Below are 23,596 nucleotides of genomic sequence, written 5' to 3'. Positions count from 1 at the left end.
GGGTGATTTGGCCCAGCGAACAGTGACGGACGGATTGCATCAGTTCGGCAAATACGTTGCCGCCCGTGATCGCCGTTTGCTTGAGACGTGCCAGCATCTCCGCCGACGTGTCGGCGTGCGCCGCTTGGAACTCGCGCAGGTTGTGGATTTGCAGTTCTTTTTCTTCCTTGGAAGCGCGGGCCAGTTCGATTTTCGGCGCTTCGTAATCGTCGGCGAGGGTCGCCGGGTTGATGTACGTGTTCACGCCGATGATCGGGAGTTGGCCGTTGTGCTTGAGGGTCTCGTAGTACATCGACTCCTCTTGGATCTTGCCGCGTTGGTATTGGGTTTCCATCGCGCCCAAGACGCCGCCGCGGTCGTTGATGCGGGAGAACTCGTTCAGAACCGCTTCTTCAACGAGGTCGGTCAGCTCTTCGATGATGAACGCGCCTTGGTAGGCGTTTTCGTTTTTCATCAAGCCGAATTCCTTGGTGATGATCATCTGGATCGCCATCGCGCGGCGCACCGATTCTTCGGTCGGTGTGGTGATCGCTTCGTCGTACGCGTTGGTATGCAGAGAGTTGCAGTTGTCATGCAGGGCGATCAGCGCTTGCAACGTCGTGCGGATGTCGTTGAAGTCGATCTCTTGCGCATGCAGAGAGCGGCCGGACGTTTGCACGTGGTATTTAAGTTTCTGCGAGCGATCGTTGCCGCCGTACTTGTTCTTGATCGCCGTCGCCCAGATGCGGCGCGCGACGCGGCCGATGACGGTGTATTCCGGGTCCATGCCGTTGGAGAAGAAGAACGACAGGTTCGGTGCGAAATCGTCGATGTGCATGCCGCGGCTCAAGTAGTACTCCACGTAGGTGAACGCGTTGGAGAGGGTGAACGCCAACTGCGAAATCGGGTTCGCGCCCGCTTCGGCGATGTGGTAGCCCGAAATCGAGACGGAGTAGTAGTTGCGGACTTTGTGGTCGATGAAGTATTGCTGGATGTCGCCCATCATCCGCAGCGCAAACTCGGTGGAGAAGATGCAGGTGTTCTGCCCTTGGTCTTCTTTGAGGATGTCCGCTTGCACGGTCCCGCGCACGGTGGAGAGGGTGTACGCTTGGATTTGCTTGTATTCCTCCGCGTCCGGCTGGCGGCCGTTCTTGGCGACGAACGCTTCGAGCTGTTGATCGATCGCGGTGTTCATGAACATCGCGAGGATGATCGGAGCCGGGCCGTTGATCGTCATGGAAACGGACGTGGACGGGTGGCAGAGGTCAAAGCCCGCGTAGAGCTTCTTCATGTCGTCGAGCGTACAGATCGAGACGCCCGATTCGCCGATTTTGCCGTAGATGTCCGGGCGGTAGTCCGGGTCTTCGCCGTAGAGCGTGACCGAGTCAAACGCGGTGGACAGACGCTTGGCGTCGTCGTTCTTCGACAGGTAGTGGAAACGGCGGTTGGTGCGTTCCGGCGTGCCTTCGCCCGCGAATTGACGCTTCGGGTCTTCGCCTTCGCGCTTGAACGGGAAGACGCCCGCCGTGTACGGGAACTCGCCCGGCACGTTCTCGGTCATCAGCCAGCGCAGCAGATCGCCCCAGTCTTCGTACTTCGGCAGCGAGATTTTCGGAATGCGGGTGCCGGAGAGCGATTCGCTGAACAGCTTGGTGCGGATTTCCTTGTCGCGGATTTTGGTGACAAATTCGTCGGCGGTGTACAGCTCCTTGAGTTTCGGCCAAGAGTCCAGCAGCTGCTTCGACTGCGGGTGCAAGTTGAGCTCTTGCGCCGCGATTTGCGCGTCGATCGCCGCTTGGGTCTCCGGTTGGCCGTCGAACAGAGAGCGCACGCCTTGCAATTGGAACAGCTTGCGCGCCACTTCCACTTGCTTGTTGACGAATTTCTTGTAGTCGCGCACGGTGGAGACGATCTCGCCGAGGTATTGCACGCGCTCGGTCGGGATGATGTAGTTTTTCTTGGAGACTTCATCGGTGATGACGATGGAAGATTCCCAGTTCAAGTTGAATTTCTCGTTGATTTTGTCGATCAGCGCACGGTAGAGCACGTTGGTGCCCGGGTCGTGGAACTGCGACGCGATCGTGCCGTAGACCGGCATGTCTTCGGTGTTTTGCTCCCAGAGGTTGTGGTTGCGTTGGAACTGCTTTTTGACGTCGCGCAGAGCGTCCGCCGAGCCTTTGCGCTCGAATTTGTTGATCGCGACGAGGTCGGCGAAGTCGAGCATGTCGATCTTCTCAAGCTGCGACGGCGCGCCGAACTCCGAAGTCATCACGTACAGCGAGAGGTCGACGACTTTGGTGATTTCCGCGTCGCCTTGGCCGATGCCGGACGTCTCGACGATGACGAGGTCATAGCCCGCCGTCTTCACCACGTCGATCGCTTCTTTGATCGCCGCCGACAGTTCCGAGCGGGACTCGCGGGTCGCAAGCGATCTCATGTACACGCGCGGGTTGTGGATGGCGTTCATGCGGATGCGGTCGCCGAGCAGCGCGCCGCCGGTTTTTTGCTTCGACGGGTCGACGGAGAGGATCGCGATCGTCTTCTCCGTGAAATCGTTCAGGAAGCGGCGGACCAGTTCGTCGGTCAGCGACGATTTGCCCGCACCGCCGGTGCCGGTGATGCCGAGGACCGGGACGCGTTGCGCGTTTTGGGTCAGTTCGGCGAGCAGTTGCTTTTGGCGGTCGTCGTTCGTGGAGACCGTCTCTTCGGCGAGGGTGATCAGCTTGGAAATCGCGAGGATGTTTTTCTCCTGCACTTGATCGACCAGTTGGTCGAGCTGCTTGGGCGTCGCGAAGTCGGTGTTCTCCAGCATGTGGTCGATCATCCCTTGCAGACCCATGCGGCGGCCGTCGTCCGGCGAATAGATTTTCACGATGCCGTACGCTTCCAGTTCGCGGATTTCATCCGGGACGATCACGCCGCCGCCGCCGCCGAACAGCTTGATGTGGCCGGCGCCGCGCTCGTTCAACAAATCATACATGTATTTAAAAAACTCAACATGACCGCCTTGGTACGACGTGATCGCAATGCCTTGCGCGTCCTCTTGGATGGCAGCGTTGACGATTTCGTCCGCCGCGCGGTTGTGGCCGAGATGGATGACTTCGGCGCCGGAGCTTTGCAGGATGCGGCGCATGATGTTGATCGTCGCGTCGTGACCGTCAAACAGCGCGGACGCCGTGACGAAGCGGATCTTGTGCTTCGGTTTATAAGCGGTGGTTTGCATGTGCGTGAAACCCCTTTCTCAATGGGAGTGTATCTTCAGGGAGCGTGAATCTCTTGCAACAACAATTTGACTTGCCGTTCGGTGTACTCCTCGAGCGTATAATGCCGGTGCAGCGCCCAGCGGCGGAACGTCCACATCTGGCCGAGCACGATGATGTTGTGCGCCATCAGCTTCACATGCTGCGGCGCTAATTGAATGGAGCCGTCCGCGCGGCCCTTCTCCAAGATGTCGGCGAACAGTTGGGTGATCGCTTCTTCCTGCTGCAACACCAACTTCAAGGTGTCCGGCGGGAGCGACTTCGTCTCTTGGTAGATCAAAAGCACGTAATTTTGCAGTTCGTCGACGCAAGCAAAAAACCGCCGCACCGACTGCACCAGCAAATCGCGCCCGTTCTCTGCTTGAAGTCTCGCTTCGGTCAGACGTTTCTCCACTTCGGAGTGGATGTAGGCGCAGACCAAGTACAGCACGTCTTCCTTGGACTGTAAGTATTCATAGAGCGTCCCGATGCCGATCCCGCTTGCTTTGGCGATTTCCCGCGTGGTGGTTTTGTGAAACCCCTTCTCCACAAACAGCTCCACGGCCGCCTGCACGATTTGCAGACGGCGCGCTTCCACCTTCTGCGGGTCGAGTACGCGCGAGGGGATCGGTTTGGCATCATTCGTCACAGCCGTCACCTCCCGACCGAGCGCTCGTTCGGTTTCTACAAGTTCAGTGTATTCGCTTCCAACGGGTTTCGTCAAGAACCAGAACATCCACAAAAAAGCGCAGACCCGGAGGGTCTGCGCTTCGTTCAGGCAGAATGTACACAAGTGTGCTTACTTGGTCAGTGTGCCTTCTTTGGAGACGACCTTGTACGTGTTGCCGGACTTCTCCATCGTGTATTTGAGGCCTTTGTATTCCACAGTGTATTTGCCGTCTTTGTTCTCGACTTTCGCGTCTTGGAACTGAGCTTTCGCGCCGGAAAGGTTGTTCGCGGACAGCTTGGTGGAGTCAGCGACAGCGGTGAGCGGCTTGAATTGCTTCTTGTCTTCTTCCTTCTTCGCAGCCGCGTTGTCTTTGTTGACTTTCGCTTCGATTTGCTTGTTCGCGTTGGCGAGGTACGCCGCGTCGCCGAGCAGTGCGTCGTATTCCTTGCCTGCCGCGTCCTTGTCCCAGTACGGAGCGAGGAACGCGATCGCGTCGTCCTTGGAACGGGACGGTGCGGAGAACGTGACGTCTTTGCCAGCATCGTCGATGCCCTTCACCGCTTTGGAGAATTGAGAGGTCATCTTCTCGTCCGCGATCAGAACCGCTGCGAAGACGGCACGGTTGGTTTTTGCAGCGTCCACATTGCTGTCGGAAGTGGTGGTGTTGGTCGCCGATTTCGACGTATCATCAGACTTCGAGCAACCAACTGCCGCTGCGGAAGTCAGAACGAGCATCGCAGCGAGAGCGAGTTTCGTAAATTTTTTCATAGTAGGTACATCCCCCTTTTCAGGGAGAGTGTATCACAGGAGATTTAGAATTGGAATTCCTCTGGGAATTTTCGCAATTTTCACGTTTGCAGTTAAAAAAAACAGCCGCTCGCACCTTTCGAGGTGAAATCGGCTGCTGCATCACTTATTCTTCATCCCCGCCAAGTTCACGATAGGCGCGGCGCAACGCGAGTTTGGCCAAGCGGAACTCGTCGTCCTCGACCGTTTTTGATTCGAACAGGTCGTCGAGTTCGAGGTCCATCATCACGATGTCATCCAGCGGATTGCCGGTGTAGACGAGGATGTTAAAGCGCTTCAACAACTCGCGCACCTTCATGATGCCGATGTGGGCTTCCATGCTTAGCAGGTTCAAAGTCTGCTTCCTCCTTGGATCAAGGTCTGGAGTTCGTGGTAGAAAGGCTCGCCGTAGAGAGTCGCAAGCAAGTCCCGCCCTTCGACGTACGCCGGACGGTACAACTCGCGCGCAAACACGTCCGGCGGCAAGTCCTTGCGAATGTTCTCACTCGCCGCCGCCGCCGGGTCTCCCCGCAGTTCATAGTTCGCGCAGAGATAATCCAAGCGGTAGTCGGCACCCCAGCGCGAAAACCGCGCCGTGCGCTCCGTCAGCGCCGTCAACAGCGTGCGGCCGTCCTCTTCCGAACGAATGAGGTCAAGCGGGTAGAGCAAGCAAGAAAGCGGCTTGACTGCTGACGGGTGCATGTCGCTTTGCAGCGCATAGCGGTGCGCCATGCAAGCGGGCCCGTGACCTTCGACGCGGCAGAATTTGCAGTTCTCCTCATACGTGCCGATCGTGCGGTGACCGGCCGTTTCCAGATGCTGTTCGTACAGGCCGCGCTTCAACAGATCGCGGACGACCTCGCGCGGCAAGAGCTCGGCGATGCCGTCGAGATGCTCGTCCACTTGGAGCAACAACTCCTCCTCCGGCGGAAACGGGAATCCCCCTTCGCAACAGGAGGCGTGATGCGCCCGGTGGCAATGGGCGCATGCGAGTTGGACGAGCGCTTGCAGCGCGTCGACATCCGCGTCCACGTCAAAGCCGGCAAGCGGTTGAATCGTGCCCGCTTGCCGTCCTTTTTTCCAATATTTGCGGAGGTGGTACGCTTCTCCCTCGGTCAGCACGAGCGGGGTGCCGGTGAAGAGAAAGCTGTGCCGGGTCATTCCGGCTGCGGAACGGGGAAGAGTGTTTGGCCGACGTCGCGCAGGCCGATCATCTCTTCGACCGATTTGTCCGCGCCCATGATGATCGTGCGAAAGACGATGCAGTTGCGCCCTTGCATTTCCACCGCGTAGAGGTCCATGCAACGGCCGATCAAAACGAGCGATTCGTCGCCGATGTAGACCGAGTTGATCAGCTCCAAGATCGTCTCGATGATCTTCTCCGGGCCTTGGGCGCGCAGGTCTTCGTTCAGTTCGTCGAGGCGGCACAGCAAATCGACGATGCCGTAGGTTTGATCTTTGTATTCAAACGAATAGAGGCCGTCGACCGCGTACGGAATCAAGCGGGTCGGCTCCCACATCGCGGTCATCAGCGATTGGCCGAACTGCACCTGCCCGTTCTCCATCGTAACTTCCACCGTGATTTGATTTTGGTTGTCGCTCATGCAATTCACTCCGTTTTCGGCAAGGTGTCCCTATTATAGCATGTTCGGCTTCCAGCATGTTCGGCGAACGAAAAAACGGCCCTCCTCTCAATCGCGAGGGCCGCGGGGGTTGCAGGGCCAGATGTACCGGGGCGTTTTTTAGACGAGCACGTCGAGGATGAGGATCAGCACGAGGGAGACCCGCGAGAGGATCGTCTCCATCGCCGGTAAGCGCGATCAACGAGTGCATCGCCGCGCTGAATCCGATCGCCCGCACGTCGGACGCGCGCACTCCCGATTTGAGCACGGCATGGCGCACGCTTTCGATCACCGCTTGCAAGATCTCCTCCGGGTCTTGTTCCGCCCACGCCGGATGCGGCTGCAAAATCGGATAGTCGACCGCATGCGCGGCTATGACTCCACCACGAGGTCCGAACACGACCGCTTTGGTGGACGTCGTGCCGATATCAAGCCCCATCACCACTTGGTTGACTGTCATGTCATCCCCACCTTTTTCAACCTCTTCCGGATTAGTTTGCGTTTGCACCCGTGAATTATGAAATCAAAACAGCTCCCTCCCCGTCACGGATGGGAAGAGAGCTGTTTTGGAAAAAAGTCTTAGCCGCCGAGGTACGCTTTCTTGATTTCATCTGAAGAAGCGAGTTCTTGCGCGGCGCCGGCGAGCACGATCTTGCCGGTCTCGATGACGTAGGCGCGGTGCGCGATCGAGAGCGCCATGTTCGCGTTCTGCTCGACGAGCAGCACGGTGGTGCCGGACTTGTTGATCTCTTGCACGATGTTGAAGATCTCACGAACCAACAGCGGCGCGAGACCCATCGACGGTTCGTCCAGCAAGAGCAGCTTCGGGCGCGCCATCAGCGCACGGCCCATCGCGAGCATCTGCTGTTCGCCGCCGGAGAGGGTGCCCGCCATCTGCTTCGAGCGTTCGCGCAGACGGGGGAAGCGTACATAGACGCTCTCCAAGTCTTCGGCGATGCCCTTTTTGTCATTGCGCAAGAACGCGCCGAGTTCGAGGTTTTCTTCGACCGACATGTTCGCAAACACGCGGCGGCCTTCCGGACAGTGCGACATGCCGCGCTTGACGATCTCTTGCGCCACTTTGCCGTGAATCGGTTGACCCGCAAATTCGATGGTGCCCGATTTCGGCTTGAGCAAGCCGGAGATGGTTTTCAAGATCGTCGATTTGCCGGCACCGTTGGCACCGATCAGCGTGACGATCTCCCCCCCCTTGATCTCAAACGAGACCCCTTTGAGCGCGTGAATCGCGCCGTAGTACACGTTGATATCCTTGACAGACAACATGGGCTACACCTCCTGGCCCAGATAGGCTTCGATGACTTTCGGGTTGGTGCGAATCTGTTCCGGAGTGCCGGAAGCGATCATCTGCCCGCGGTCGAGCACGTAGATGCGCTCGCACACGCCCATGACCAAGCCCATGTCGTGCTCAATCAAGAGGATCGTGATCTTGAATTCGTCGCGAATCCAGCGGATCAAGTTCATCAGATCGGTCGTCTCTTGCGGGTTCATCCCGGCGGCCGGCTCGTCAAGCAACAACAGTTTCGGCTTGGCGGCGAGCGCACGGGCGATCTCCAGACGGCGTTGTTCGCCGTAGGGGAGGTTTTTGGCGATTTCGTCCTTCTTGCTTTCGAGGTTGAAGATCTTCAGAAACTCGATCGCTTTTTCGCGCATGTCCGCTTCGCCCTTGAAGTGCGTCGGCAGGCGCAGGATCGAAGAGAAGAGATTGTGCTGGGCGTGCATGTTGTACGCGACCATGACGTTTTCCAAAACGGTCATTTCACCGAAGAGGCGGATGTTTTGGAACGTCCGTGCAGCCCCGCGCTTCGTGATCTGGTAGGGCTTCAGGCCGTTGACGCGCGTACCGGAGAAGGTGATGTCGCCGTCGGACGGTTCGTACACGCCGGTCAGCAAGTTGAACAGGGTGGTCTTGCCCGCGCCGTTCGGGCCGATCAGCCCGACAAGTTCTCCGTCGTTGATCTCCAAGTTCACATCGGAGACGGCTTTCAAGCCGCCGAAGACGCGGGAGACTTTTTCTGCTTTAAGGAGTTGTTGTTGTGCCGCCATTTTTGGACGCGCCCCCTTTTTTGAAGAACTTCGTCACGTCGACATTCCCGAGCAGGCCCTTCGGACGGAAGATCATCGTCAAGATCAAGATCATGGAGTAGATGACCATGCGCCATTCCGGAATGTCTTGGAGGTACGTGAAGAGCAGCGTGAGGAGAATCGTGCCGATGATCGTGCCCGCCGTGCTGCCGAGGCCCCCGAGCACCACGAAGACGAGGATTTCAAACGACTTCATGAAGTTGTAGCTGGTCGGCGCGATGCCGTAGAAGTAGTGAGCGGAAAACGCTCCCGCCATCCCGGCGAAGAAAGCGCCGACGACAAACGCGATAACTTTGTACTTGGTGACGTTGATGCCCATCGCTTCTGCCGCGATCTCGTTTTCGCGAACGGAGATCATCGCGCGGCCGTGCGTGGACTTGACGATGTTTTGAATCACGACGACGGCCACCAAAACCCCGAAGAAAATCCACGACCAGTTCGTGACGCGCTCGATGCCGTTAAGACCGGCCGCGCCGCCGACATAGTCGTTGTTCAGCCACACGATGCGGATGATCTCCCCGAAGCCGAGCGTTGCGATGGCGAGGTAGTCGCCCTTGAGGCGCAGGGTCGGGAAGCCGATGATCAGACCGGCGACCGCCGCCGCGAGACAACCGCAGAGAAGTCCGAGCGGGAAGGAATATCCCAAGTTCGTGGTCATGATCGCCGAGACGTACGCCCCGATCGACATGAACCCGGCATGTCCGATCGAGAATTGGCCGGTGAAGCCGTTGATCAAGTTCAGTGAGACCGCCAAGATGATGTTGACGCCGAGCATCACGAGCGTATCAATGTAGAAGTCGTTGAGGATCTCGCCCGAGATCAGTGCTTGGACCACTCCATAGAAGACCAAGCTGATCGCAATACCGATGAAAAACCGCTTGTTCATTGAGTCTCCACCTACACTTTCTCGCGGACGTTTTTACCGAACAGGCCGGTCGGTTTGAAGATGAGGATGAGGATCAAGATGGCAAATGCCACGCCGTCGCGCCAGAGCGACATGCCCGGAATCGACTGCACGCCGGTCTCGACGACGCCAAGCAGCAGACCGCCGACCAGTGCGCCCGGGATGATCCCGATGCCGCCGAGCACAGCGGCTACGAACGCTTTCAAGCCCGGAATGACGCCCATCAACGGGTCGACGGACGGGTACATGATCGCAAACACGACGCCTGCCGCGCCCGCCAGCGCCGAACCGATCGCGAACGTTGCCGAGATCGTGGTGTCGACGTTGATGCCCATCAGGCGTGCCGCTTCCATATCGAAGGAGACGGCGCGCATCGCTTTGCCGATTTTGGTGCGGTGCACGACGTATTGCAGAACCGCCATCAACACGACGGTGACGACGAGGACGATGAGCTGGATGGAGTCGATCGTCACATCGCCCCACAGGGTGTACGTCGATTTGTTCACGATATCCGGGAAGCCCTGCGCTTGGGCGCCCAAGGTGACGATCCCGAGGTTTTCCAAGAGGAACGAGACGCCGATGGCGGTGATCAAGATGACGATGCGGGCCGCGTTGCGCAGCGGACGGTACGCCAGGCGCTCGATGATGACGCCAAGCAGCGCGCAGACCGCCATCGCGATGATCAAGGAGAGGATGAGACCGAGACCGGCTTTGGCGGTGAAGTAACCGGTGTACGCCCCGACGAAGAACACGTCGCCGTGCGCAAAGTTGATCAGTTTGATGATCCCGTAGACCATCGTGTAGCCCAACGCGATCAAAGCATAGATCGAACCGATCGAGATCCCGTTGATGAGCTGTTGAACGATGTAATCGAAAGTCATGGATACAACACCTCTCTTCGTTCAATTAAAAAGGGGAGCATCGTGTCTTTCGACACCGGCTCCCCTTCCAAAAAACACAACCTACGGTTGTACTTTGGTATTGAAAGTTTGCTTGCCGTCTTTGTACTCGAGGACAACGGCTGCCTTGACCGGGTCGTGGTTTTTATCGAGCGAGATTTTACCGGTTACACCTTCGAAGTTTTTGGTGTTTGCGAGTGCTTCTTTGATTTTTTCCTTGTCGGTGGAGCCTGCGCGCTTCACTGCGTCCGCGACCATGTAGGTTGCGTCGTAGCCGAGGACCGCCATCGCGTCCGGAACGGTGTTGTATTTCGCTTTGAACGCGTCGATGAACTTCCGGACTTTCGGGTCCGGATCTTCGGACGTGTAGTGGTTCGAGATGAAGGTGTTGTTCAGGTTTTCTTTGCCTGCGATGTCGACGAGCTGCGGAGCGTCCCAGCCGTCGCCGCCTTCGATCGCGGCGGTGATGCCCATTTCGCGGGCTTGCTTGACGATTTTGCCGACTTCTTCGTAGTAGCCCGGCACCCAGATAACTTCCGGGTTCAGGGTCTTGATGCGGGTCAGAACCGCTTTGAAGTCGGTGTCTTTGGTTTGGTAAGATTCTTCCGCCACGATCTTGCCGCCCTTGGATTCGAATTCCGATTTGAAGGATTTCGCCAAGCCTTTGGAATAGTCGGAAGAGTTGTCGGTATAGATGACCGCGTTCTTCGCTTTCAGGTTGTCAGCCGAGAAGTCCGCCATGACTTTCCCTTGGAAGGAGTCGATGAAGCAAGCGCGGAACACGTAGTCGTTGAGTTTGTTTTTCTTGTGGTCAAACGTGATGTCGTCGTTGGTCGCCGACGGGGTCAGCATCGGGATCTTCTTGTTGTTCGCCACTTCAACCGCTGCGAAGGTGTCGCCGGAGATCGCAGCGCCCATCAGCACGTCGACTTTGTCTTCGGTGATCAGTTTGGTCGCGGTGCGGGTGGATTCATCCTTTTTGGAAGCGTTGTCCGCCGAGACGACTTCAAGTTTCTTGCCGTTGACGCCGCCTGCGCTGTTGATCTCTTCCATCGCGAGTTTGATCCCGTTCAACTGAGAGGTGCCAAACGCTGCGACCGCACCCGTCAACTCCAGGTTCGCGCCGATTTTAATGGTGTCGCCGTTGCTCGAAGAGCTGCCGGTCGATTTCGAACCGCAACCCGCCAGTGCTGTCGTGGCCGTCAGAACTGCGGTTACGGCGATAAATTTCTTGCTCATCATCATCGAAAAAAGCCCCCTTTTACATGGTGAAACTTTGCATTTGTTTCTGTCTCTGAAAGATTAGCTCATAGATTGTAACAGTAGTGTAAAAGTTCAGAATTATCTATGGATTCATAGTACACGAAATATTTTGTGTCTTCACCTGCCATATCCCCCGATTTTTAATCGAATTCTCGAAAATTAAGGGTTTAGGATTCAATTGCGCTTGATTTCGTGCTCCTGTTCCGATTCTATGCGACGGATAAAGGGGAGATGCTAGGAAAGAACAGGATTCCAGCTCTCTCACATATTGTGAAGGGCTGGAATCTCATAGTATAGTTAGACCAGAGAGATCTGATCTCGCGAGGTGAATTTAAGAAAATGAGGATCGTCTATGAAACGCCGTGGTTGGACACAGGTTATTGGCTGCTGATCGTCGGCACGCCTCTGTTGTTGTTCATCGGCTATTTTCTCGCCAAGATCCTGTTTCGGGATCGGGAGTACGACGTGCCGGAAAACGTGGTCGTGATGCCGCAGGATTACAAATGGCGAAATTATACGAATGACTACCGTGTCATTATGGAAATTTCGCGCGCGGTGGTTCAAGTGCAATCGTTTCCTCCTGTCACCTATCAACAGATCTACATGCACCTGGTTTCCGAAGAAGCACACCGCGTGGCGCAGAACATCGGCACCTTTCACGTCTACCGCGAACAAGACATTCGCGCGTATCTGGACGAAGTGGACGCCATCCGCCAAAGCCAGTTTCGCGGTTGAGACCGCCGGTAGAAAGGAACGACCTCCATGCCCGCCTCTTCGATTGACAAACAACCTTCTCTTCTGCAAAAGTGGGTGCGGGCGTTTCGCCCGCCCGCTCTGATTGCAGCGATTTTTCCGGTGCTGCTCGGCGGAGGCTTGGCCCTCTTGGACCGAGGATTTGACGGCTGGACGTTCCTCGTGACGTTGATTGCCGTCTTGTTGATTCAAGCGGGCAGCAACTTGCTCAACGAATACTACGACGACATCCGCGGGGCCGACGCGCACGGCGTCTCCAACGGTGTTTTACACAAGGGCTGGCTGCTTCCGCAAAAGCTTTGGGTCAGCGCTTGGACTTGCTATATCCTCGCTTTGCTCCTTGGCGTTTACCTCGTCAAGGTCGGCGGCTGGCTGGTGCTCGTGCTCGGCATCATCGGGGTACTTGGCAGCATCCTCTATTCGGCGACGCGGTGGGCGCTTTCCTACCATGCGCTGGGCGAAGTGACGATGTTTGTTTTGAGCGGACCGCTGGTGACGCTCGGCACCTACTATGCGATGGTCAAAATCCCCTACGCGTACGTCTTGCTCTCCGGCGTGCCGTACGGGCTGCTGGCGATGGCGGTCACGCACGTGCACAATTTGCGCGACATTCGCCATGACCGCTTGATCGGCAAGCGCACGCTCGCGTCCGTTCTGCCGCAGCGCCCCGCCAATCGGCTGTTCTACATCTTGCTGCTGTTCGTCTACATCATTCCGGTGGTGCTCTGGGCGATGGAAGTCATCCCGACCCTCTCGCTGCTCCCCCTGCTGACGTTCCCGCTGGCGGTGCGCATCATTCGCACCGTCCGCCCGACGACCGATCCGGTGGAGTTGAACATGGCGTTCGGACTGACTTCGTTGTTGGAGCTGTTGTTCGGAATTCTGCAAGTGTTCGGCGTGTTTCTGTACTATTTCACGCATCTCTAAGCAAAAAGCCAACGCTCTTCTCCGGAAGAGCGTTGGCTTTTTGCTTAAAGCATTTTCAACAGCAGATGAACGCCCCACGCGACCAGCGAGCCGATGACAGCGCCGGCGGTGACGTCCAACGGGTAATGCACGCCGACATAGAGACGGCTGTACGCCATCACGGCGGCGAGCAGCAGCATCAGAGCGCCCAAGAGAGGATTGGCAAAACAGACAGCGACGGCGAGCGCAAACCCGCACGCGCTGTGGTTGCTGGGAAACGAGAAGCTCGGCTCGTGCTCGATGAGCGGCACGAAGCCCTCTTGCACGAACGGCCGGTCGCGATGGCGCGCGCGCCCGATCAGTTCGTTGACCCCGCGCGTCGCCGCAGCCGCGACGACCGCCTCCACGTCCGACCACAGCCCCGCCGCGCCGTTTGTCAGCACCAGCACCCCCATGACGAAAAACAGCCAGAGCGGCCCCTTGGCGGCCATGTGCGCCATCCAAGCGTCCACCCGCTTCCGGCGTCCGATGCCCCTGCGAATGTGTGCGAGAAGGTACTTGTCCATACCCCCATGATACCAAAAATACCAAAAAAGGAACCAACGCGCGCCGATTCCTTTTTGGGAGACGTTAGTTCCGTTTGTCGAGGATGCGAACCGCTTTGCCTTCGCTTCGTGGAAGCGTTTGCGGCGGGTGCACTTTCAACCCGATCGTGACGCCGAGCGCGTCTTTGAGCAGGTGGCCGACGCGCTTCGTGAGGCTGTCCGGCTCTGCGGTCGCCGCGAGCTCTTGGAGCACTTCGACGTGCAGTTCCACGTGGTCGAGCGCGCCTTCGCGCGTAAGCACCACTTGATAATGCGGAGCCAATTCTTCGACCGAAAGCAAGACCGCTTCCATCTCGCTCGGGAACACGTTGACGCCGCGGATGATCAGCATGTCGTCGAGGCGGCCCTTGATCCGCGCCATGCGGCGCGTGGTGCGCCCGCAGGAGCACGGCTGTGATGTCAACGCCGAGATATCGCCCGTGCGGTAGCGAATCACCGGGAACGCTTCCTTGGTCAGCGACGTGAACACCAACTCGCCGAATTCCCCCTCCGGCAGCGGCTGGAGCGTCTCCGGGTCGATGATTTCCGCGTAGAAATGGTCTTCGGCGATGTGCAGTCCGTTTTGCTCTTCGCAGCATTCGCACGCCACGCCCGGCCCCATCACTTCGCTGAGACCGTAGATGTCGATCGCTTTGATGCCCCACACTTGCTCCAGTGCGTAACGCATCTCTTCCGTCCAAGGTTCCGCCCCGAAGATGCCGTATTGAAGCGTTGTGGCCGCCGGATTCAGTCCTTGGCGCACCATCTCTTCCGCGATGTTCAGCGCGTAGGACGGCGTGCAGCAGATGCCGCGCGGTTCAAAGTCTTGAATCAACGTGATTTGACGGGACGTCTGCCCGCCGGAAACCGGCACGACGGTCGCGCCCATCGCTTCCGCTCCGGCATGCAAGCCGAGCCCGCCGGTGAACAGACCGTACCCGTATGCGTTATGGAACAAATCACCCGGCCGTCCTCCTGCGAGGCAGATGGCGCGGGCGACGATTTCAGCCCAGTTCTCCAAATCGCGCTTGGTATAGCCGACGACCGTCGGTTTGCCCTTGGTGCCGGACGAGCCGTGGATGCGCGCCACTTCATCGCGGTCGCACGCAAACAGACCGAACGGGTAATTGTCCCGCAGGTCTTTTTTAACCGTAAAAGGCAGTTGCGCGACATCCTCCAGCGAGCAGATCTCATGAGGGTTCACGCCCGCCGCTTCAAACTTCTCCCGGTAAAAAGGCACCCGTTCCGCGACGCGCTTCACCGTTGCACGCAGGCGTTCCACTTGCAACTCCTGTAAGCGCTTTCTTTCCATCGTTTCCATTCGCTCATTGAAGATCATCGCAGTTCTCCTCCTCAACCTTTGAAACTAGCAAAACCAAATCCCGCTTCAATCGTTTGATAGCTACGAATATTCTATTTCTTGATTGATACTGAAATTCCTCTCCGGAACGAAAAAAACCCCTCGACACGTAGGCGAGGGGTTTGACTTGTGGAGCTTTGCAAGGCCGATCAGCGGCCGGCTTCCACCCGGCCGGAGTTGCTGGCGAGGTCGACGGTGACCGAGATGCTCGAAGCCCCCGGATAGATGTTCGACCACGTGCTCGTCGACCCGTTGCGGGACGTCGGGTTCGCTTGGCTCATCCCCGCCATGCCGAGCAGATAGGTCTCGTAGTAGTTGCGGTCTTGACCCGGCGGGTTGAAATGGTCAAACCGCAGCGTGACATGGGTGGCTTTGTCTCCTGTCATCGTCACGTCGACGAACATCGAGCCCCGGTAGAACGAGAGCACGTTGCCGCTCTCTCCGAGCGATTGGTTATAGCGGAAGTAGTTTTGGACATCGGATTTGCTTGCGCCGAGCACGGACTTCAACAAACCTCCGTCGACCAACGTCCCCGCGACAGGCGGGGTCGGTGCAGGGGTCGGCGTCGGAGCTGGCGTCGGTTGCGGAGCGGGAGTCGGTGCCGGCGTCGGTGCCGGACTGGGTGCAGGCGACGGAGTCGGCTGGCTCGGCGTCTGTTGGGTCGGCGCCGGGCTGCCGCTGTTCTGGGAGCCGTTCGGTGTCGTCGACGCCTGCGTGGAGCCGTTGCCGGAATTAGCCCCCCCGGAATTGCCGGCATACGGTGCCTGCGGCACATAGCTTGCGGACGTTGCGCGCGGCGAAGTCTTGCCTTGGTCGCGGGCGATCGCCGTCAACTGGGTTGCCAACGGCTTGGAGATGCCCTGCGTCTGTCCGGAAGCCGCTTGCTGTTCGACAAGGCTCTTGCCGCCGTCGGGCAGCATCGCCAAGTACTCTTGCGGGATCGGTTGGCCGTCTTTGAGCGCTTGCATGACGGTCAACAGCCACGAGAGGTCTTCGCCCTCTGCCGGCGTGTTGTCGCCCTTGAACTCGCCGATGCCTTGGGTCTTGCCGGTCGCGCCGTCGGTTGCGGGCGAGGATGTTTTTTCAAGGTTCGTGAACGGGGAGGCCGGAGTCGTGCTGGAAGCGGCCTTCGCGGGTTCCTCGGTCTTGGCCAGTGCGGTCGGAGCAAATTTGTTGACTAAGAGCAAACCGCCCGCCAAGAGGATGCAAACTCCTCCGATGGACGCCCACAATCCGCCGTACTTGCCCTTGCCCAACACGTTGCCCATCATCATCACCACGGAGAGCACAGCAAAGATTCCGAAGAGAATCATGCCGATCGTGGTCAGAGAGATCTTATCGAGAATCGAAGCTGACACGGGTCTCACTCACCCCCAAAAGTACGCTTGTTTTTCGAACAACTTCGACATATCTCCTGAAAATCCTCTTTGCGTCATTTTATAAACATAAGTGTTTACAAAGTTAGATTATTGTCATATACTGGTGCCAAGAAGAATAACTTGGAAATGGGAACAGGTGGTGGTCAACATGATGAGCAGCCTGTTTGGCGGCTTTGACCAACGAATTTGGATTCGGTTTTGGGGCATGACGTTGCTGAACGTTGGAACCTTCATGATCCGACCGTTTCTCGCCCTGTACTTGTCTAACGGCTTGGGGGCGGGGCTTGGGATCATCGGGTTTGTGCTGATAGTGCGGCCGGTGGGGTCGTTTTTTGGAAATCTGTTGGGCGGGTACTACGCCGACAAGATCGGACGCAAGCCCGTGATGATCGCGGGGCTCTTGCTGGACGCCGTCTCGCTTGGCGGCTATGCGATGACCGACAGCGTGCTGTGGTTTGCGCTGCTCTCCTTCGTGCAAGGGTTCGGCTCTTCGTTTGCGGAGCCTGCCGTCAACGCGATGGTGGCGGACGTGACGACGGAGCAAGACCGGACGCGGGCGTTTTCGCTGATGTACATGGGCAACAACGTCGGCTGCGCGGTCGGACCGCTGCTCGGTGTGTCGCTGTTGCTTGCCCACCCGACGATGCTGTTTGGCATCATGGCGGCGGCGACGGCGGCGTTTGCGGCGGTCGTCGGGCTGTTCATTCCGGAGTCGAAGCCGGAGAACATCGAATGTGTTTCGGACGCCTGCAAAAAGTCGCAAAGCAAAATCGGTTACGGTTTCATCTTGCAAGATCTGAAGCTCATCCTCTTCCTGCTCGGGTCGTTCGTCATCACGCTCGGCTACAACCAGATGTCGTCGTACCTCCCGCTTCATCTGGAAAACATCCTCCCCGAAGCGGCTTGGCTCTACGGGGTGATGCAATCGCTCAACGGCATCCTCTGCGTGGTGCTCTCGATGCCGGCGGCGCGCTTCCTGTCGCGCTGCAACCCGTACCATGTGATGAATGCGGGCGGCGTCGTGTACACGATCGGGATGCTGATTCTCGCCGTCAACCACAGCGCGTGGTGGATGCTGATCGGGTTCACGGTGTTCACGCTCGGTGAAATCATCTCCGCCTCGGTGTCCAAGAAACTGCTCGCCGACTTCGCGCCGGACGACATGCGCGCCCGCTACATGGGAGCCAGCGGTTTTTCGTGGATTGCAGGTGCCACGATCGGCCCGTTGCTCGGCGGTCAATTGATGCAACACTTCGGCGGGCAAGCGATGCTGTTGGTCTTCACGGTGGTCATGGCGGTCAGCTTCCCGATCTACCGCCTGCTCTGGTTGAAGCGCAGGGCCGAACTGCAAGACCCCGGCGCCGCAGGTGCCAAAAACAACTTGCCGCTGACACACTGAGTGCGGACAGCAAGCTGAATTCGCCAGAGACAAACGAGAGCTTACCATCAAATGCGCGTGATGCGTTTCTCAAATCGCAACAAAAAGCCGTCTCCCCTGTGAGAGACGGCTTTTTGTTCCTTCAAAAACGGATTAGCAAACGTAGGATTCTTGCTCGACGATCTTCGCAGCCAGTTCGCGCTTGATCTTGACCGCGTTGATCGGGGTGGAACGAGCGAGTTTCTTGAGGACGGAGAGTTGGGTTTTGAGAACGTCGCCCTCTTCCATCGCCGCAAGGGTTTCCTTCGCGATCGCTTCGATGCGGCCGAACGATTCGTTGGCGAACACTTTTGCCATGGCGATTTTGTTCGCTGCTTTTGCTTCGCCTTCGTTTGCGAGTTGCTTTTGCGCACGCAGGACCGCAGATTCAGCTGCAAAAATTTCGATGGCGATGTCGGCGACGTTCGCCAGGATTTCTTGTTGTTCTTCGAGCTTCAGTTGGTACTTCTGCACGCCGTAGCCTGCCACCATCAGGAAGATCTTCTTCGCGCGGTCGATCAGATCTTCTTCGACTGCGAGCGGGATGTCTTCGTCGATCATCGACGGCATCAGCGCCATCAGCTCGGTTTGCAGTGCTTGCGCCGCTTGCAGGAGCGGGAGTTCGCCCTTCATCGCTTTCTTGACGAGGGTGCCCGGAACGAGCAGACGGTTGACTTCGTTGGTGCCTTCGAAGATGCGGTTGATGCGGGAGTCGCGGTACATTTGCTCGATCGGGTACTCGTTGATGAAGCCGTAGCCGCCGTGGATTTGCACGCCTTCGTCGGAAACGAAGTCGAACGCTTCGGAAGCGAAGACTTTCGAGATCGAGCACTCGATAGCGTATTCCGCGATCGCAGCGGTCACTTCGCGGCCGTTGGAGGTGTCAACGTCCGCCAGACCTGCTTCGATCATGCCGCCGATGCGGTAGATCATCGATTCGGTTGCGTACGCCGCGATGTTCATGTCCGCGAGCTTCTCGCGGATGAGCGGGAAAGAGGAGATTTCCTTGTTGAACTGTTTGCGTTGGTTTGCGTACTTGACGGAGTGCTCAATCGCCAGTTTGTTGGAACCGACGCAGCCTGCCGCCAGCTTGTAACGGCCGATGTTCAAGATGTTGAACGCGATGTGGTGGCCTTTGCCCACTTCGTAGAGCAGGTTTTCAACCGGAACCGGCACATCTTCGAGGATGAGCGGACGGGTCGAGGAGCCTTTGATGCCCATCTTCTTCTCTTCCGGACCGGTGGAGACGCCCGGATAGTCTTTTTCCACGATGAACGCGGAGAACTTGTCGCCGTCAACTTTTGCGTAGACGACAAACACGTCTGCAAAGCCCGCGTTGGTGATGAATTGCTTGGTGCCGTTCAGAACGTAGTGGGTGCCTTCCGCGTTCAAGATCGCGGTGGTTTTAGCACCCAGCGCGTCGGAGCCGGAGCCCGGCTCGGTCAGGCAGTACGCTGCGAATTTCGCACCGGAAGCGAGGTCCGGCAGGTAGCGTTTCTTTTGGTCGTCGTTGCCGAAGTAGACGATCGGCAGGGTGCCGATGCCGACGTGCGCACCTTGCGACAGGGCGAAGGAACCGCCGCGGACCATGTTTTCGGTGATCAGGGTGGAGGAAATTTTGTCAAGGCCGAGACCTTCGTACTCTTCCGGCACGTCGGCTGCCAGCAAGCCGAGTTCGCCCGCTTGGCGCAGCAGTTCTTGGGTCAGTTCGAGGTCGAGCTTTTCGATCTCTTCACGGCGCGGTTCCACTTCGCCGATGACGAAATCAGCGGTGGTTTTCGCGATCATCAGTTGTTCTTTGTTGAAGTCTTCCGGGGTGAACACTTCGGACGGAGAGGTTTTTTCGATCAGGAACGCGCCGCCGCGCTTTTTGGTTTTCAGTTCGCTCATGGTAGTTGCCTCCTCAAGGTTGGGATTAGTTCAAAAGTTCGAATACGCCGGCTGCACCCATGCCGCCGCCGATACACATCGAGACGACGCCGTACTTGCCGTTTCGGCGGCGCAGTTCGTTCAGAATCTGAACGGTCAGCTTCGTGCCGGAGCAACCCAGCGGGTGGCCAAGCGCAATCGCGCCGCCGTTGACGTTGACTTTTTCTTCGTCGAGGCCGAGTTCGCGCACGACGTGGAACGCTTGCGATGCGAACGCTTCGTTGACTTCAAACAGGTCGATGTCGTCGACCGACAGCCCTGCTTTTTGCAACGCTTTCGGGATCGCGACGACCGGGCCGACGCCCATGATGTCCGGGTCCACGCCGCCGATCGCAAACGAGAGGAATTTCGCGAGGGGCTTCAGGCCCAGCTCTTGCGCTTTCTCAGCCGACATGACGACGACTGCCGCCGCGCCGTCAGACGTTTGCGAAGAGTTGCCCGCGGTGACGGAGCCTTGCACGTGGAACGCCGGACGGAGTTTCGCCAAACCTTCCATCGAGGTGTCCGGGCGCACGCCTTCGTCGGTGTCGAACAGATATTCGTGAACTTTCACTTTGCCTTTCTCATCGACCGTTTGGAACTTGACCGGCACCGGGACGATTTCGTCCTTGAACTTGCCGGCTGCAATCGCAGCCGCTGCGCGCTGGTGCGAGCGCACCGCGAACGCGTCTTGCATTTCGCGGGTGACGCCGAAGCGCTGCGCCACTTGCTCTGCGGTGTGGCCCATACCCATGTAGATTTCCGGCATGTTCTCGACCAGCCACGGGTTCGGAGCGAGCTTGTTGCCGACCATCGGCACCATCGACATCGATTCCACGCCGCCGGCGATCATCACGTCCGCTTGGCCGGTGAGGATCGCTTGCGCCGCCAGCGCGATGGTTTGCAAGCCCGACGAGCAGAAACGGTTGACCGTCATGCCCGCCACGTTGGTCGGGAGCCCGGCGCGCATCGCGACGATGCGGCCGAGGTTCATGCCTTGTTCGCCTTCCGGGATCGCGCAGCCGATAATCACATCTTCGACTTCGCGCGGATCGAGTTCCGGAACGCGGTTCAGTGCTTCGCGCACGACCAGAGCCCCGAGATCCTCCGGGCGGGTGTGGCGCAGGGAGCCTTTATGAGAACGACCTACGGCTGTGCGGACAGCCGATACGATCACTGCTTCACGCATGATTCAGTACCTCCTTCATTTCCTTGGCAACTAGTTGCGCAACGGTTTGCCTTTCGTCAGCATGTATTGCATGCGTTGTTGCGAGAGCGGTTCGCCGCACAGCGACAGGAACGCTTCGCGTTCGAGATCGAGCAGGTATTGTTCGCTGACGACAGAGCCGCCGATGACTTGACCGCCCGCGAGCACGTTTGCCACTTTGGACGCGATCTTCACGTCGTGGTCGGACGCAAAGCCGTGGAGCTTCATCGTTTGCGCGCCGAGCTTGAGCAGCGCGTAGCCGTTTTCACCGACGACTTTGACTTTCTTCGGCGTCGGGGCCACGTAGTTCGGAGCCATCGCCAGCACCGCTTGCTTTGCGTCGTGGAGCAAGTAGTCGGAGTTGACGGTCATCTCGTCGGACTTGCGGAAGTAACCGAGCTTCTGACCGTCGCGGAAAGAAGTGGACACTTTCGCGGTCGCAATCGTCTCAAACGCGCGCGTGACATACGGTTGCAGGTCGATCCCTTCCGGCACGTTCTCGATGTTGCGCAGGAGGATTTCCTTGTTGCCGCCGCCGCCCGGAAGCAGGCCGACGCCGACTTCGACGAGACCGAAGTAGGTTTCCGCCGCGCCGATGATCTTGTCGGCCGGGAAGCAAACTTCCGCGCCGCCGCCCAAGGTCATCGCAAACGGTGCCGCTACGACCGGTCGGTCCATATATTTCAGCGCCATCGTCGCGTTTTGGAACTGACGAACGGTGAGGTCGAGTTCATCCCAATCTTCGTCTTGCGCCGCCATGAGGATCATCATCAAGTTCGCGCCCACGCAGAAGTTTTTCGCTTGGTTGCCGATGACGAGACCTTTGTAGTTTTGGGAGACTTCTTGCGCGGCAAAGTGCATCATCGCCACGATGTCGTTGCCGATCGCTTGGTTCGGAGAATGGAACTCAAGCGCCGCCACGCCGTCGCCGAGGTCGATGAGGGAAGCGCCGGAGTTTTTCTTGATCACGCGGCCTTGCTCTTTGAGAGCTGCCAGCGAGATGATTTCCTTCTTCTCTTCCAGGCCTTTGAACTCGCCGGAGAGGGTGTAGAACGACTTGGCGCCCGCTTCTTCTTCATAGAAGGATTTCTTGCCGGATGCCAGCAGGTTTTTGACCCAAGCCGGAACGGTGTGGCCTTCTGCTTCCATGCGGGCAACCGATTTCTCGACACCGATCAGGTCCCATGTTTCAAACGGGCCGGTTTCCCAGTTGAAGCCCCACTTCATCGCGCGGTCGATGTTGACGATGTCGTCTGCGATCTCCGACGCGCGTTCTGCGGAGTAGATCAAAGTGCGCTTCAAGACGTTCCACATGAATTGTGCGGCTTGGTCTTGGCCGTAGACGAGCGTGCGCAGTTTTTCCTTGAGGGATTTCTGCTGCTTCGCCATCTCCAGCGACGCGGATTTGATCTTCGTGCGCGGACGGTACTCCATGGTGTTGTAGTCCAGCGCCAGGATGTCCTTGCCGACTTTTTGGAAGAAGCCTTTCTTGACTTTCTCCCCGATCCAGCCGTTTTCGACCATCTTCTGGAGGAAGGACGGGATGACGAACGTTGCTTTCTCTTCCGGGTCGGACACGGTATCGTGGACGTTGTTCGCCACGTGGACGAACGTGTCGAGACCGACGATGTCGAGCGTGCGGAACGTTGCGGACTTCGGACGGCCGATCACCGGGCCGGTCAGCGCATCGACTTCATCGACGCCGAGGCCGGCTTTCTCCATCTCTTGCGCCGTAACCATCAGGCCGTAGGTGCCGATGCGGTTGGCGATGAAGTTGACGGTGTCCTTCGCGAACACGACGCCCTTGCCCAGTTTCTTCTCCGCGTAGTTCGCCATGAATTCGATTACATTCGGATCGGTGTCCGGACCCGGAATGATTTCGAGCAGTTTCATATAACGCGGCGGGTTGAAGAAGTGCGTGCCGAGGAAGTGCTTGCGGAACTGTTCGCCGCGGCCTTCCGCCATCGCTGCGATGGACATGCCGGACGTATTCGAGGAAACGATCGTGCCCGGGCGGACCGCCGCTTCGATTTTTTCATACACCTGACGTTTGACGTTCAGGTTCTCGACGACCACTTCGATCACCCAATCGCATTCTTGCAGACGATGCAGGTCGTCTTCCAAGTTGCCGATCTCGATGAGATCCAAGACTTCCGGCGCGTAGAGAGCTGCCGGTTTTTGCTTCAACAGACCTTCGCGGCCGCGCTTGGCATACAAGTTGCGGTCTTGCTCCGGATCTTTGGGCACGATGTCGAGCAGCAGGGATTTCACCCCTACGTTGGCGAGGTGTGCGGCGATGCCTGCACCCATGACGCCGGCGCCGAGCACCGCGACTTTGCGAATCTTGCGTTCCATGTGTCCGTGACCTCCTTCAATGGTCCTCTCTATCCCTCAACCGAACAGTCGGTTGAAGTTCGATATAGAAAAGTACAAAGCCTCAGATACAACATTGACTGTTCAGTCTAACTTTCTGATATATCGTATTCTTCGCGGCTCAAAAATATCCTTCCGCAAAGTTCGAAAAATTTGTCGACAGCGAAGTTTTTTTCTCGTTCTCAGATTTTTCAGCCCCTGGTAGGTTTACAGTCTCCCAGAACTGGCAAGTCTAGTGACAGGA

20 protein-coding genes and 1 pseudogene are annotated in these 23,596 nt (G+C 57.9%); 3 read left to right on the top strand and 18 right to left on the bottom strand.

Features of this window, described 5'->3' with window-relative positions:
- From icmF to EL26_RS09000, 12 genes and pseudogenes are all read right to left on the bottom strand, one after another.
- A partial coding sequence (icmF, locus tag EL26_RS09055; RefSeq protein ID WP_038087095.1) for a fused isobutyryl-CoA mutase/GTPase IcmF occupies nt 1-3,202 on the bottom strand: 3,202 nt, incomplete at its 3' end.
- Nucleotides 3,203-3,237: 35 nt separating this feature from the next.
- Nucleotides 3,238-3,867 carry a TetR/AcrR family transcriptional regulator gene (locus EL26_RS09050; RefSeq protein ID WP_038087094.1) on the bottom strand — a complete coding sequence of 210 codons (630 nt, stop codon included), beginning with the start codon at nt 3,865-3,867 and terminating at the stop codon, nt 3,238-3,240.
- A gap of 150 nt (nt 3,868-4,017) precedes the next feature.
- A complete protein-coding gene (locus EL26_RS09045; protein ID WP_038087093.1) occupies nt 4,018-4,656 on the bottom strand; it encodes a hypothetical protein in 639 nt (212 codons plus the stop codon).
- 145 nt (nt 4,657-4,801) lie between these two features.
- Nucleotides 4,802-5,029, bottom strand: coding sequence for a YqgQ family protein (locus EL26_RS09040; protein WP_238546083.1), 228 nt, complete (start codon nt 5,027-5,029; stop codon nt 4,802-4,804).
- Nucleotides 5,026-5,835, bottom strand: coding sequence for a DUF3109 family protein (locus EL26_RS09035; RefSeq protein ID WP_038087091.1), 810 nt, complete (start codon nt 5,833-5,835; stop codon nt 5,026-5,028). The genes EL26_RS09040 and EL26_RS09035 overlap by 4 nt, the downstream gene beginning before the upstream one ends.
- A complete protein-coding gene (locus EL26_RS09030) occupies nt 5,832-6,278 on the bottom strand; it encodes a hypothetical protein (RefSeq protein ID WP_038087089.1) in 447 nt (148 codons plus the stop codon). Before EL26_RS09030 ends, EL26_RS09035 begins: the two co-directional genes overlap by 4 nt.
- 196 nt (nt 6,279-6,474) lie before the next feature.
- Nucleotides 6,475-6,756: pseudogene (locus tag EL26_RS26175) on the bottom strand (FGGY family carbohydrate kinase); the annotation flags it as partial.
- 119 nt (nt 6,757-6,875) lie between these two features.
- On the bottom strand, nt 6,876-7,580 hold the full coding sequence (locus EL26_RS09020) for an ABC transporter ATP-binding protein (protein ID WP_038087084.1): 705 nt from the start codon (nt 7,578-7,580) through the stop codon (nt 6,876-6,878).
- Nucleotides 7,581-7,583: 3 nt separating this feature from the next.
- On the bottom strand, nt 7,584-8,360 hold the full coding sequence (locus EL26_RS09015) for an ABC transporter ATP-binding protein (protein ID WP_038087083.1): 777 nt from the start codon (nt 8,358-8,360) through the stop codon (nt 7,584-7,586).
- On the bottom strand, nt 8,335-9,285 hold the full coding sequence (locus tag EL26_RS09010; protein WP_038087081.1) for a branched-chain amino acid ABC transporter permease: 951 nt from the start codon (nt 9,283-9,285) through the stop codon (nt 8,335-8,337). Before EL26_RS09010 ends, EL26_RS09015 begins: the two co-directional genes overlap by 26 nt.
- Nucleotides 9,286-9,296: 11 nt before the next feature.
- Entirely contained in the window at nt 9,297-10,184 is an 888-nt protein-coding gene (locus EL26_RS09005) for a branched-chain amino acid ABC transporter permease (RefSeq protein ID WP_038087079.1), read from the bottom strand.
- Nucleotides 10,185-10,265: 81 nt separating this feature from the next.
- Complete coding sequence (locus tag EL26_RS09000) at nt 10,266-11,444, bottom strand: ABC transporter substrate-binding protein (protein ID WP_420802059.1); 1,179 nt, start codon at nt 11,442-11,444, stop codon at nt 10,266-10,268.
- Nucleotides 11,445-11,804: 360 nt separating this feature from the next.
- Between EL26_RS09000 and EL26_RS08995 the strand changes: the two genes are divergently transcribed.
- Both EL26_RS08995 and menA read left to right on the top strand, forming a co-directional pair.
- Entirely contained in the window at nt 11,805-12,200 is a 396-nt protein-coding gene (locus tag EL26_RS08995) for a hypothetical protein (protein WP_038087078.1), read from the top strand.
- Between the two features lie 27 nt (nt 12,201-12,227).
- Complete coding sequence (gene menA / locus EL26_RS08990) at nt 12,228-13,145, top strand: 1,4-dihydroxy-2-naphthoate octaprenyltransferase (protein WP_038087076.1); 918 nt, start codon at nt 12,228-12,230, stop codon at nt 13,143-13,145.
- A 44-nt stretch (nt 13,146-13,189) separates the two neighbouring features.
- Here menA and EL26_RS08985 read toward each other — a convergent pair whose 3' ends face one another.
- From EL26_RS08985 to EL26_RS25910, 3 genes are all read right to left on the bottom strand, one after another.
- Nucleotides 13,190-13,690 (bottom strand): phosphatase PAP2 family protein, encoded by a 501-nt coding sequence (locus tag EL26_RS08985; RefSeq protein WP_081857077.1) that lies wholly within the window; start codon nt 13,688-13,690, stop codon nt 13,190-13,192.
- A 64-nt stretch (nt 13,691-13,754) separates the two neighbouring features.
- Nucleotides 13,755-15,047: a phenylacetate--CoA ligase family protein gene (locus EL26_RS08980; RefSeq protein WP_038087075.1), complete on the bottom strand. Its 1,293-nt coding sequence runs from the start codon at nt 15,045-15,047 to the stop codon at nt 13,755-13,757.
- Between the two features lie 170 nt (nt 15,048-15,217).
- Nucleotides 15,218-16,426: a hypothetical protein gene (locus EL26_RS25910; protein ID WP_038087073.1), complete on the bottom strand. Its 1,209-nt coding sequence runs from the start codon at nt 16,424-16,426 to the stop codon at nt 15,218-15,220.
- Between the two features lie 169 nt (nt 16,427-16,595).
- On the opposite strand from EL26_RS25910, the gene EL26_RS08970 reads away from it, so the two are divergent.
- On the top strand, nt 16,596-17,846 hold the full coding sequence (locus EL26_RS08970) for an MDR family MFS transporter (RefSeq protein ID WP_038087071.1): 1,251 nt from the start codon (nt 16,596-16,598) through the stop codon (nt 17,844-17,846).
- Between the two features lie 132 nt (nt 17,847-17,978).
- Here the strand turns inward: EL26_RS08970 and EL26_RS08965 are convergent, their stop codons facing one another.
- From EL26_RS08965 to EL26_RS08955, 3 genes are read right to left on the bottom strand one after another with little or no spacing between them, the layout of a single operon-like run.
- A complete protein-coding gene (locus tag EL26_RS08965; RefSeq protein WP_038087069.1) occupies nt 17,979-19,754 on the bottom strand; it encodes an acyl-CoA dehydrogenase family protein in 1,776 nt (591 codons plus the stop codon).
- Between the two features lie 25 nt (nt 19,755-19,779).
- Nucleotides 19,780-20,961, bottom strand: a complete 1,182-nt coding sequence (locus EL26_RS08960; RefSeq protein ID WP_038087067.1) for an acetyl-CoA C-acetyltransferase — start codon at nt 20,959-20,961, stop codon at nt 19,780-19,782.
- Nucleotides 20,962-20,991: 30 nt separating this feature from the next.
- Entirely contained in the window at nt 20,992-23,334 is a 2,343-nt protein-coding gene (locus EL26_RS08955; protein WP_038087064.1) for a 3-hydroxyacyl-CoA dehydrogenase/enoyl-CoA hydratase family protein, read from the bottom strand.
- Nucleotides 23,335-23,596 lie beyond the last annotated feature (262 nt).

This window comes from Tumebacillus flagellatus (assembly GCF_000714935.1).
Classification (GTDB): Bacteria; Bacillota; Bacilli; order Tumebacillales; family Tumebacillaceae; genus Tumebacillus; species Tumebacillus flagellatus.
The sequence above is the reverse complement of the archived record's forward strand: the minus strand, read 5'-3'. Positions and strand labels throughout refer to the sequence as shown.

Coding starts and splice junctions, on each gene's coding strand:
- EL26_RS09010 (WP_038087081.1), bottom strand. CDS start 9,285: ATGAACAAGCGGTTTTTCATCGGTATTGCGATCAGCTTGGTCTTCTAT.
- EL26_RS08960 (WP_038087067.1), bottom strand. CDS start 20,961: ATGCGTGAAGCAGTGATCGTATCGGCTGTCCGCACAGCCGTAGGTCGT.
- EL26_RS08955 (WP_038087064.1), bottom strand. CDS start 23,334: ATGGAACGCAAGATTCGCAAAGTCGCGGTGCTCGGCGCCGGCGTCATG.
- EL26_RS09045 (WP_038087093.1), bottom strand. CDS start 4,656: ATGAAAAAATTTACGAAACTCGCTCTCGCTGCGATGCTCGTTCTGACT.
- EL26_RS09015 (WP_038087083.1), bottom strand. CDS start 8,360: ATGGCGGCACAACAACAACTCCTTAAAGCAGAAAAAGTCTCCCGCGTC.
- EL26_RS08965 (WP_038087069.1), bottom strand. CDS start 19,754: ATGAGCGAACTGAAAACCAAAAAGCGCGGCGGCGCGTTCCTGATCGAA.
- EL26_RS08970 (WP_038087071.1), top strand. CDS start 16,596: ATGATGAGCAGCCTGTTTGGCGGCTTTGACCAACGAATTTGGATTCGG.
- menA (WP_038087076.1), top strand. CDS start 12,228: ATGCCCGCCTCTTCGATTGACAAACAACCTTCTCTTCTGCAAAAGTGG.
- EL26_RS08995 (WP_038087078.1), top strand. CDS start 11,805: ATGAGGATCGTCTATGAAACGCCGTGGTTGGACACAGGTTATTGGCTG.
- EL26_RS09020 (WP_038087084.1), bottom strand. CDS start 7,580: ATGTTGTCTGTCAAGGATATCAACGTGTACTACGGCGCGATTCACGCG.
- EL26_RS09000 (WP_420802059.1), bottom strand. CDS start 11,444: ATGATGAGCAAGAAATTTATCGCCGTAACCGCAGTTCTGACGGCCACG.
- EL26_RS09035 (WP_038087091.1), bottom strand. CDS start 5,835: ATGACCCGGCACAGCTTTCTCTTCACCGGCACCCCGCTCGTGCTGACC.
- EL26_RS09005 (WP_038087079.1), bottom strand. CDS start 10,184: ATGACTTTCGATTACATCGTTCAACAGCTCATCAACGGGATCTCGATC.
- EL26_RS08985 (WP_081857077.1), bottom strand. CDS start 13,690: ATGGACAAGTACCTTCTCGCACACATTCGCAGGGGCATCGGACGCCGG.
- EL26_RS09030 (WP_038087089.1), bottom strand. CDS start 6,278: ATGAGCGACAACCAAAATCAAATCACGGTGGAAGTTACGATGGAGAAC.
- EL26_RS08980 (WP_038087075.1), bottom strand. CDS start 15,047: ATGATCTTCAATGAGCGAATGGAAACGATGGAAAGAAAGCGCTTACAG.